Below are 9826 nucleotides of genomic sequence, written 5' to 3' on the forward strand. Positions count from 1 at the left end.
CCCCCCCCCCCCCCGCGCGGGGGGGCGGGGGGGGCCCCCACCGCGTCGGCCGGGACCGCGTCGGCGGCCGGGGCGTCCGAGGTGGCCGTGGCCGCCTGCTGGGAGCCGGAGTTGGTCTTCAGGGCGACCTCCTTGATGAACAGGGTCAGCAGCAGACCGAGGAACGCGGCCGGGGCGGCGGAGAGGAAGACGTCCCCGACACCGTGGCCGTAGGCGCTCTCCATGATCGTGCGCAGCGGCTCGGGCAGCGCCTTGACGTTGGGGATGCCCCCGCCGCCGGTGCCGCCGTGGCCCAGCGCGGCGCCCTTGGGACCGAGGTCGGTCACGCCGTCCTTGACGTAGTGGGTGACACGGTTGGCGAGCACCGCGCCGAGCGCCGAGACGCCCACCGCACCGCCCAGGGAGCGGAAGAAGGTGACGACGGCGCTGGCCGCGCCGAGGTCCTGCGGGGCCACCTGGTTCTGGGTGGCCAGCACCAGGTTCTGCATCATCATGCCGATGCCGAGACCCATGAGCGCCATGTAGATCGCCATGTGCCAGTACGGGGTGTCGTACCGGATGGTGCCCAGCAGCCCGAGACCCGCGGTCACCAGCACACCACCGATGACCAGCCAGGCCTTCCAGCGACCGGTCTTGGTGATGACCTGACCGGAAACGGTCGAGGAGATAAACAGGCCACCGATCATCGGGATGGTCATGACGCCGGACATCGTGGGCGTCTCACCGCGCGCCAGCTGGAAGTACTGGCTGAAGAACACGGTGCCGGAGAACATCGCGATACCGACGAAGAGCGACGCCAGCGAGGCGAGGGTGATCGTCTTGTTGCGGAACAGCCGCAGCGGGATGATCGGCTCGCTCGCCTTGGACTCGATCAGCAGGAAGATCAGACCGAGCGCGATCGAACCGCCGACCATCGCGTAGGTCTGCCACGAGATCCAGTCGTACTTGTCGCCCGCGAAGGTGATCCAGATCAGCAGCAGCGAGACCGCGGCGCTGATGAAGAAGGCACCGCTCCAGTCGACCTTGACGTCCCGCTTCACCACGGGGAGCTTCAGGGTCTTCTGGAGGACGATCAGCGCGATGACGGCGAACGGCACGCCGACGTAGAAGCACCAGCGCCAGCCCAGCCAGTCGGTGTCGGTGATCACGCCGCCCAGCAGCGGACCGCCGACGGTCGCGACGGCGAAGGTCGCGCCGAGGTAGCCGCTGTAACGGCCGCGCTCACGCGGGGAGATCATCGCCGCCATGACGACCTGGGCGAGGGCGGACAGACCGCCGACGCCGATGCCCTGCACCACACGGCAGGCGATCAGCATGCCGGGGTTCTGCGACAGACCGGCCACCACGGAGCCGGCGACGTAGATCAGCAGGGCGATCTGGACCAGCAGCTTCTTGCTGAAGAGGTCGGAGAGCTTGCCCCACAGCGGGGTGGCGGCGGTCATGGCGAGCAGGGTGGCGGTGACGACCCAGGTGTAGGCGGACTGACCGCCGTGGAGATCGGAGATGATCTCGGGCAGCGCGTTGGAGACGATCGTCGACGACAGGATCGCGACGAACATCCCCAGCAGCAGCCCGGAGAGCGCCTCCATGATCTGCCGGTGGGTCATCGGCGTCGAGGAGTCCGCTTCGTGGCCGTGCTGGCCTCTGTGCCCTCCTCCGCCGTGCTTGGCGTGGGCGGGGTGCCCCGCGGGTCCCCGCACACCGCCGTCCGGTGTGGTCGTTGCCATGAAGTTCCTTAACGTTGCGAAGGTGTACGGGTGATGCTGGTCTCCGCCTGATGCGGCAGAGCCCGGGAACGGGTGTCCCCGAAACTCGACCGCAACCGGGCGAGAAGTTCATTGAGGCGGTCGACGTCCTCGTCCGACCAGTCGCTCAGACAGCTGGCGAGCGCGTCCGTGTAGCGCTCGGAGACCTGACCGAGCAGTGCTCGACCGCTGGGGTTGATGCTCAGCAGCCGCGACCGCCGGTCGAGCGGGTCGGGCTTGCGGTCCACCCAGCCGCGGTTCGCGACATGCGCCACGTGCCGGCTGGTCACCGACATGTCGATGTCGAGCAGCTCGGCGAGCCTGCCCATGCGCATCTCGCCGTAGCGGTCGAGGAGCATCAGGACGATGGCGGCGCCCGACGGGCAGTCGGCCGGCAGGGCGCGCCCGAGCCCGCGCTTGATGGTGCCGATGGCGCTGAGCTGCCGGGCCAGCTCCTCGTAGTGGCGCTGTGTGGCCACGGCACCTCCCAGAGGGATTGATCGGAATGGTCAGTTGCTTAAGGCAACCATAGAAGAAGTTAGTTGCTACAGGCAAATGAAAGGACGGTCTGGGCGGTAAATTGCCGTTAAAGAGTCCTCCTGGAGTCGGTCAAGCGGGGCGGCTGAGGTGCAAGGGACTGCTGAGGCCCGGGGGTGTCACGGAATCCGCTCGTTCGCTAAGGTCGGGGCTCATGGCGAACAACCCCCAGAGCCCCAACGGGAACCAGGACCCGTCCGGCTCCACCCAGATGTTCCGCGCCTTCGTCGACGAGGGCACTCGGCAGCCTCAGACGTCCACCGCATCGGGCGGCGGTTCGCGCGTCGGCCTGATCGTCGGTGTGGTCGCGGCGGTCGTGATCGTCGCGGCCGTGGCCTGGCTGGCGCTGGGCTGAGTCCGCGAAGCCCTGACGCTTACCGCGAAGCCCTGAACGCTTGCCGCGGGGGTCCGAGCTCCCGCGGGGAGCGCTGAGTTCTCGCGGGGAGCACTGAGTTCTCGCGGGGAGCACTGAGCTCCCGCGCCCCTTACGGCTGCCGGGCCGGCCTTACGGCTTCCAGCTGACCGAGATGTCCTGTGTCTCGATATGCATGCCCAGCGGCACCCGCCAGTCGTCCACGCACACCGTCCAGGTCTTCTCCTTCTTCTGGCCCGCGCCGATCGGCGCGGGCAGCTCTTCCTTGGACTTCAGCGTGGCCCAGTCGATGCCGAGCGCGTCGATCACATGCGTCCCGAAGGTGACGGTGCCTGAGGCGATCGGCGCTCCTCCGGTGTTGCGGAACTCGACCTTCACCTTCTCGCACCAGCGCTCATCGGTCGCCGTGCGCTCCGGCTTGCCGACCTTGAGAGCGGCCGGTCCGGTGGGCGTGGGGGTGCCGGAGGGGTCCGAGGAGCCCGAGCCCGGGCTGGAGGGCGAGGGCGCGCCGGATCCGTCGCCGGTGGGCCCGTCGCCGCCCTTGGGGCCGTCGTCCGTACGTCCCGGGGCCCCGGAGCCGCTCTTCCCGCCGCCCGGGTCGTCCGAGCCGTCCGTACGGCCGGGGGCCTTCGCGGATGCCGAGGGCGACCGCGAGGCCGGTCCGTCCGTTCCGTCGTCGCCCGTGGTGGCGGTGGGTCCGGCCGCGCCACGATCGCGCTTCCCGTCCGCGCCGCCCTTACCGTCGCGATCGTTGTCCGCGCCGTCCTCGTCCAGGGGCACCAGGTCGACGTCGCCCTTGGGCGGCACGGCGTTCGTGGTCCGCTGGCCGTCGGGCCCGGCCGCTCCGGCGGCCACATAGCCGTCGCCGCCACCGCCGCAGCCGCTGAGGAGTGCCCCCAGGCACAGCGCGGCCGCCGAGGAGGCGATTGCCGTGCCTCGGCGGCCCGTTGTCCGGCTCCATGCGTATCGCATCGGGCCAGTGTGGCTGACGACCCGTCAGGTGTACAGGGATCCGGCAGGGGACCGGCCAGTGGCGGCTCAGTCCGAGATCAGGCCCTCGCGCAGCTGGGCCAGGGTCCTGGTGAGCAGCCGGGAGACATGCATCTGGGAGATCCCGACCTCTTCGCCGATTTGCGACTGCGTCATATTGGCGAAGAAGCGCAGCATGATGATCTGGCGCTCGCGCGGCGGCAGTTTGGCCAGCAGGGGCTTGAGCGACTCGCGGTACTCCACGCCCTCCAGTGCGCTGTCCTCGTACCCGAGCCGGTCGGCGAGCGACCCCTCGCCGCCGTCGTCCTCGGGGGACGGGGAGTCCAGCGAGCTTGCCGTGTAGGCGTTGCCCACGGCGAGCCCGTCGACCACGTCCTCCTCGGAGACGCCCAGCGCCGTGGCGAGCTCGGTGACGGTCGGGGAGCGGTCGAGCTTCTGTGACAGCTCGTCACTGGCCTTGGTGAGGGCCAGGCGAAGCTCCTGCAGCCGCCGTGGGACCCGCACCGACCAGCTGGTGTCGCGGAAGAAGCGCTTGATCTCGCCCACGACGGTCGGCATGGCGAACGTCGGGAACTCCACGCCGCGTTCGCAGTCGAAGCGGTCGATCGCCTTGATCAGGCCGATGGTGCCGACCTGGACGATGTCCTCCATCGGCTCGTTACGGCTGCGGAACCGGGCCGCCGCGTAACGGACGAGCGGGAGGTTCAGCTCGATGAGGGTGTCACGGACGTAGCCGGCTTCCGCACTGTCCTTGTCGAGTGTGGCGAGCCGCAGGAAGAGGGAGCGGGAGAGGGTGCGGGTGTCGATGGCGTCGCAGTCGTCGGGCATGAGCGGTGCGTCGTTGTTGAGCACCTTCGAGCTGCCCAGTTCTACGGACATGCCACCCCCTAGAGGTCGCGGACGGATCCCAGCTGCGCGGTTCGCGTCCGACGCAGCCTCCCCCTGAATACCGGAGGTCGGGCCGCGGCAAACGCGGTTCCTGCAGAATGTCACATGTCGGCAACACGCTGTAGCGCCATGTCGACATTACAGCCTTGAGGTCCCGGGGTGGAGGTCCCTCGCAAGGATCAGGACTCGATCCGGTTTGCGGATCTCAGCCGGGCGAAGCTCCGGGACAGCAGCCGGGACACATGCATCTGGGAGACGCCGAGCTCGGCACTGATCTGAGATTGCGTCAGATTGCTGTAGTAACGGAGCAAAAGGATACGCTGCTCGCGCTCGGGCAGTTGTACGAGCAGATGGCGCACCAGATCGCGGTGCTCGACTCCGGCGAGCGCGGGATCCTCGTAGCCGAGCCGGTCGACCAGTCCGGGCAGTCCGTCGCCCTCCTGGGCGGCCTCCAGGGAGGTGGCGTGATACGAGCGGCCCGCCTCGATGCAGGCCAGCACCTCCTCCTCGCTGAGCTTGAGCCGTTCGGCGATCTCGGCCGTCGTCGGGGAGCGGCCGTGCAGCACGGTCAGGTCCTCGGTCGCGCCGTTGACCTGCACCCATAGCTCGTGCAACCGGCGCGGGACGTGGACAGTGCGGACGTTGTCGCGGAAGTAGCGCTTGATCTCACCGACGACGGTCGGCATGGCGAAGGTCGGGAACTGCACCCCGCGGTCCGGGTCGAAGCGGTCGATCGCGTTGATCAGGCCGATGGTGCCGACCTGGATCACGTCCTCCATGGGCTCGTTGCGGCTGCGGAAGCGGGCCGCGGCGTAGCGCACCAGCGGCAGATTGGCCTCGATCAGCGCGGCGCGCACGCGGGCGTGCTCGGGGGTTCCGGGGGTGAGGCGCGAGATCTCGGCGAAGAGCACCTGGGTGAGCGCTCTGGCGTCAGCCCCGCGGCTTCTGCCGCTTTCGCTGCCGCCATCGCCCTGGGGCGGGGTTCTGGGCGCGGTACGGGCCGACACGGTCACGCCACCCCTTCACGATGTACTCACCCGGCAAAAGCGGTCATAGCATCACAAGACATGTGCACTGTGTGCAAGCACCGCTTTACTACGTGTTGGTGGAGGAATCGCCCGATATGGGGCTAGGGGGAGCGAGGGTTCGAGGGCGGGAGCGGAAGGGGGCGAGGCTAGTTGGTCAGTTCCGTCATGAACTCGCCGACGCTCTTGGCGGCGTCCGATATGCCCTCGAAACCGACCTGGACGAGGTCGGCTGCCCGGGCCGGCGTCTTGATGATCGTGTACAGCACGAAGACGATCAGCATGTAGAGCGCGATTCTCTTCGCCTGGGCCATCTGTGCTGCCTCTCCCCGCTGTGCCCTCGTGCAGTTGCGAGAGTCTATCCACACCTCTGGCGCATCAGTCGTATCAGTCGGATGAACAGATCGGTGTTGTGGGGACACCCCTACACCGCTGTGGGCACCGCGCTACATATGGGTGGATTCTGGAGGAAGAGGGGGGCAAGAGTGGTGCCGGAAGAGCGGCGACGGCAGCGGCTCGCGCCGTCGGCGGAGGGAGCGGAGATGCGTGTCGGTGTGCTGACCGGCGGCGGTGACTGCCCCGGGCTCAACGCCGCGATCCGCGGCATCGTCCGGAAGGGCGTGGAGGTCCACGGCTTCGAGTTCGTCGGGGTGCGGGACGGCTGGCGCGGCGCGCTCGAAGGGGCCATCGTGCCGCTGGACGTCCCGGCCGTGCGCGGCATCCTGCCGCGCGGCGGCACCATCCTCGGCTCCTCCCGGACCAACCCCCTGGCCGGTGAGGACGGGGTGGACCGGGTGCGGGAGACGCTCGCCGAGTACGAGGTGGACGCGCTCGTCGCGATCGGCGGCGAGGACACGCTCGGGGTCGCCGCGGCGCTGGCGGGCGAGGGAATCCAGGTGGTCGGGGTGCCCAAGACGATCGACAACGACGTGGCGGGCACCGACTACACCTTCGGCTTCGACACCGCCGTCAATATCGCCACCGAGGCGATCGACCGGCTGCACACCACCGCCGAATCCCACACCCGCACCCTGGTGGTCGAGGTCATGGGGCGGCACTCCGGCTGGATCGCCCTCCACTCGGGCATCGCGGGCGGTGCCAACGTCATCCTGATCCCCGAGCAGCCCTTCGACATCGACCAGGTCTGCGCCTGGGTGGAGAACCGCTTCACGATCAGATACGCGCCGATCGTGGTGGTGGCGGAGGGGGCCGTGCCGAAGGAGGGCCAGATGGTGGTCAAGGACTCCAGCCTGGACGAGTTCGGCCATGTCCGGCTGTCCGGTATCGGCGAGTGGCTGTCCCACGAGATCGCCGATCACACCGGTAAGGAGGCCCGCACCACGGTCCTGGGCCACATCCAGCGCGGTGGGACGCCCAGCGCCTTCGACCGCTGGCTGGCCACCCGCTTCGGGCTGCGCGCGATCGACACGGTCAAGGACCGGGACTTCGGCACGATGGTGGCGCTGCGCGGCACGGACATCGTGCGGATACCGCTCGCGGAGGCCACAGTGGGCACCAAGGGCGTCGATCCCGCGCTGTACTCGGAATTCGGGGTGTTCTTCGGCTGAGCGCCCGCGGGATGCGGGATGCGGGTCCAGGTGCGGGGCCCGGGCCCCGGCGCGCGGGAGGGCGGGCTCAGGGCTCGGGGTGCGGTACGACCGTCACCGGGCAGTGGGCGTGGTGCAGCACCGCATGGGCCACCGGCCCCAGCCGCAGCTGGGTGGGCCGGGTTGCCGTACGGCGCCCGATCACCAGCAGCCCGGCCCGCTCCGAGGCTCTGACCAGCGCCTCCGCCGGGTTGAGCAGAACGACGTCCGGCACCACGGTGACCTCGGGGCAGCCCTCCCGCCACGGCCGCAGGGCGTCGGAGACCACCTGGCTCTCCTGGTCCTCCCACATCGCGCGGTCCTCCTCCAGCACCGTGAGCATCCAGGCCGACGGGGAGGCCGGGGGCAGCGCCCACGCGTGCACCACCCGCAGCGGGACGCCCCGCTCCTGGGCGGCGCGGAACGCGAAGACGGTCGGGGCCTCCGCCGGGGCGTGCGCGTCGAAGCCGAGCTGCACCTCGTCCGCGTCCGTACCGTCCCACCCGGCGCCCGTACGTCGCTCATCCGGCACCGTGACGACGGGGCAGTCCGCCATCGCCGCCACCCGCAGCGCCACGGAGCCCACCGCCAGCCCCTCGAAGCCGCCCCAGCCCCGGGCCCCGACCACCAGCAGCCCGGCGCTCGCGGCGGCCGTGAGCAGGGCCTCGGCCGGTTCGGCGGCGGTGTGCTCCCCGTCGATCCCGAGCTCCGGAAAGCGCGCCCGGAAGTCGGCCACCGTCTGCCCGAGCATCTGCTCGCCCACGTTCTGCCAGGCGTCCACCCCGGGCACCGGCGAGACCCTGCGCGGTAGCGGCGGGCAGGCGTGCACGAGGCGCAGCGCGACCCCGCGCCGCGCCGCCTCCCGCGCGGCCCACTCGGCCGCCGTAAGGCTGCGCCGGGAGCCGTCGACCCCCGCCACCACAGGGCCGCTCATCCGGTCCTCCTCGACTGCCGTCCGCCACCCCGGTCCGTCTCGGTCCGACCCCGGTCCGTCACCCTGGTCCGTCACCCCGGGCTGGAACTCCGGGCGGGAACTCCGGTCCGTATCTCCTGTCCGTTCCGCTGCCAACTGGAGCACGTCCGTTTAGTCTAGATACGCGACGAAGATCCGACATGGTCGGAGGATTCGCCGCGCACAGACCGCGAGGGGTAGTGACCGCTCCCGGTCCGGGTGCACCCCGGATCGGGGGCGGTTCTGCGAGCGGCGACGGGTAAACGCGGCCCAAGTCCCCCAAAGGTGGGGTGAGATGTCAAGGTTTCGGGGGAAGCGGGGGTGTGCGGAGCGAGCGCAGGATGGGGGGCGAGGTAAGGGAAGGAGAGGGAAATGCGCTCGATCTCATGGCACCTCCCCTCGCGTCGTTCAGCATTCGTCGTCGGTTTCGTCGTCGTGATCGCCGTCGTGGTGGTCCTTGGGATGGTCTCCTCCTCCGAAAAGGCATCCGGGGAAGCCTCCAAAGAGGCGCCCGGCGAAGCCCCCGGATACGCCTCGACGGTCGAATACCGGCGGGAACCCGTCGGAAAGACCTCTGTCCCCGCGTTCACCTCCTCCATGGGCCGGGACCGCAAACACGTGGTCTCGCCCTCCAACGGAGGGCGTGCCTTCCGCGGCAACACCCCCGGTCTCTACGCCGGGGTCCGGAACCGGCAGCCCTGTGACCGGCAGGGACTGCTCCACGACCTCGACGCCGACAAGCAGAGGGGCGCCGCCTGGAGCAAGGTCCAGCACATCTCGCCCGACGGCATCCCCGATTTCGTCAACCGGCTCACGAGCGTCACCCTGCGCTCCGACACCTACGCGAAGACCTACGGCTACCGTGGCGGGGTGAAGCCGGTGTCCGCCGTTCTCCAGGCCGGAACGGCGGTTTTCGTGGATGAGCGCGGTCTGCCCGTCGTGAAGTGCGACTCCGGAAATCCGGTAAGGGTCTCGGCCCCGCCGCGCAATGCCAAGCCGACCTTCACCGGGCCCGAGTGGAACGGTTTCTCCCGTAGCACGGTGACCGTCATCCGGCCGGCCACGAAGAACGCCAAGCACCTCGTCCTGGTGGGGATCGGCAAGGCCGAGCTCCTGAAGCGCCCGCTCGGTGACGGCGACGGCAGCGGCGACCCGCGGGACACGGTGCTGGCCCGCGCCGACTACCCCAAGTACCTGGCGATGCCGGGGGAGCAGCACGCCCCGCGGCTGCGGGAGGCGCCGAAGGTCACCATGAAGCCGTCGGACCGGTTCACCCCGCTGGAGACCGAGCGCCCGTCCGGAACCCCCTCGCAGCAGTCGCAGCCCTCCGACGAGCCGTCGGACCCGGGTCAGCAGCAACCGCAGGACCAGCCCTCGGACCCCGGCCAGCAGCCCCAGGACCAGCCCCAGGACCAGCCGACGGACCCGGGCCAGCAGCAGCCGCAGGACCAGCCGTCGGACCCGGCTCAGCAGCAGCCCCAGGACCAGCCCTCGGACCCTGGCCAGCAGCAGCAACCGCAGCCCCCTCCGAACCAGCCGCCGCCCAATCAGCCGCCCCCGAACCCGGCCCCCCCCCCCCCCCCCCCGGCCCCCCCCCCCGCCCCCCCGCCCCCCCCCCCCCCCCCCCCCCCGCCCCCGCCCCCCCCCCCCCCCCCCCCCCCCCCAAACCCCCCCCCCCACCCCCCCGCGCCCACACACAAATACACCCCCACAACACCCGCGAACGTGTG

Annotated in this window: 10 protein-coding genes; 3 read left to right on the plus strand and 7 right to left on the minus strand. The window is 70.2% G+C overall.

The features are described 5' to 3' along the window. The coding region (locus ACFXB5_RS11310) for an MDR family MFS transporter (RefSeq protein WP_385205432.1) at nt 1-1727 on the minus strand (1727 nt) is incomplete at its 3' end. 8 nt (nt 1728-1735) lie between these two features. Next, the gene (locus ACFXB5_RS11315; protein ID WP_385205435.1) at nt 1736-2224 is read right to left on the minus strand and encodes a MarR family winged helix-turn-helix transcriptional regulator; all 489 of its coding nucleotides are present in this window, start codon (nt 2222-2224) and stop codon (nt 1736-1738) included. A gap of 212 nt (nt 2225-2436) precedes the next feature. Here ACFXB5_RS11315 and ACFXB5_RS11320 point away from each other — a divergent pair, with 212 nt between their 5' ends. After that, nucleotides 2437-2637, plus strand: a complete 201-nt coding sequence (locus tag ACFXB5_RS11320; protein WP_385205437.1) for a hypothetical protein — start codon at nt 2437-2439, stop codon at nt 2635-2637. A 150-nt stretch (nt 2638-2787) separates the two neighbouring features. On the opposite strand, the gene ACFXB5_RS11325 is transcribed toward ACFXB5_RS11320, so the two are convergent. The 4 genes from ACFXB5_RS11325 to ACFXB5_RS11340 all read right to left on the minus strand — a co-directional run bounded on the left by ACFXB5_RS11325 (nt 2788) and on the right by ACFXB5_RS11340 (nt 5872). Beyond that, complete coding sequence (locus tag ACFXB5_RS11325; RefSeq protein ID WP_385205439.1) at nt 2788-3627, minus strand: hypothetical protein; 840 nt, start codon at nt 3625-3627, stop codon at nt 2788-2790. A 66-nt stretch (nt 3628-3693) separates the two neighbouring features. Then, a complete protein-coding gene (locus tag ACFXB5_RS11330; protein ID WP_020870119.1) occupies nt 3694-4524 on the minus strand; it encodes an RNA polymerase sigma factor SigF in 831 nt (276 codons plus the stop codon). Between the two features lie 188 nt (nt 4525-4712). Next, nucleotides 4713-5546: an RNA polymerase sigma factor SigF gene (locus ACFXB5_RS11335; protein WP_385205443.1), complete on the minus strand. Its 834-nt coding sequence runs from the start codon at nt 5544-5546 to the stop codon at nt 4713-4715. Nucleotides 5547-5707: 161 nt separating this feature from the next. Continuing rightward, nucleotides 5708-5872, minus strand: coding sequence for a hypothetical protein (locus tag ACFXB5_RS11340; RefSeq protein WP_385205448.1), 165 nt, complete (start codon nt 5870-5872; stop codon nt 5708-5710). A 228-nt stretch (nt 5873-6100) separates the two neighbouring features. Between ACFXB5_RS11340 and ACFXB5_RS11345 the strand changes: the two genes are divergently transcribed. Next, nucleotides 6101-7126, plus strand: a complete 1026-nt coding sequence (locus tag ACFXB5_RS11345; protein WP_385205450.1) for a 6-phosphofructokinase — start codon at nt 6101-6103, stop codon at nt 7124-7126. Between the two features lie 67 nt (nt 7127-7193). On the opposite strand, the gene ACFXB5_RS11350 is transcribed toward ACFXB5_RS11345, so the two are convergent. After that, the gene (locus ACFXB5_RS11350; protein WP_385205453.1) at nt 7194-8078 is read right to left on the minus strand and encodes a universal stress protein; all 885 of its coding nucleotides are present in this window, start codon (nt 8076-8078) and stop codon (nt 7194-7196) included. Nucleotides 8079-8468: 390 nt separating this feature from the next. Between ACFXB5_RS11350 and ACFXB5_RS11355 the strand changes: the two genes are divergently transcribed. Continuing rightward, nucleotides 8469-9826, plus strand: a 1358-nt coding sequence (locus tag ACFXB5_RS11355; RefSeq protein WP_385205455.1) for a DUF6777 domain-containing protein, incomplete at its 3' end; no start/stop codon positions are given.

The organism is Streptomyces sp. NPDC059455, from assembly GCF_042750115.1.
Taxonomy (GTDB): domain Bacteria; phylum Actinomycetota; class Actinomycetes; order Streptomycetales; family Streptomycetaceae; genus Streptomyces; species Streptomyces endocoffeicus.

Excerpts from the sequence above, each read along its gene's own strand:
- ACFXB5_RS11320 (WP_385205437.1), top strand. The coding sequence starts at position 2,437 with ATGGCGAACAACCCCCAGAGCCCCAACGGGAACCAGGACCCGTCCGGC.
- ACFXB5_RS11325 (WP_385205439.1), bottom strand. The coding sequence starts at position 3,627 with ATGCGATACGCATGGAGCCGGACAACGGGCCGCCGAGGCACGGCAATC.
- ACFXB5_RS11330 (WP_020870119.1), bottom strand. The coding sequence starts at position 4,524 with ATGTCCGTAGAACTGGGCAGCTCGAAGGTGCTCAACAACGACGCACCG.
- ACFXB5_RS11340 (WP_385205448.1), bottom strand. The coding sequence starts at position 5,872 with ATGGCCCAGGCGAAGAGAATCGCGCTCTACATGCTGATCGTCTTCGTG.
- ACFXB5_RS11345 (WP_385205450.1), top strand. The coding sequence starts at position 6,101 with ATGCGTGTCGGTGTGCTGACCGGCGGCGGTGACTGCCCCGGGCTCAAC.
- ACFXB5_RS11350 (WP_385205453.1), bottom strand. The coding sequence starts at position 8,078 with ATGAGCGGCCCTGTGGTGGCGGGGGTCGACGGCTCCCGGCGCAGCCTT.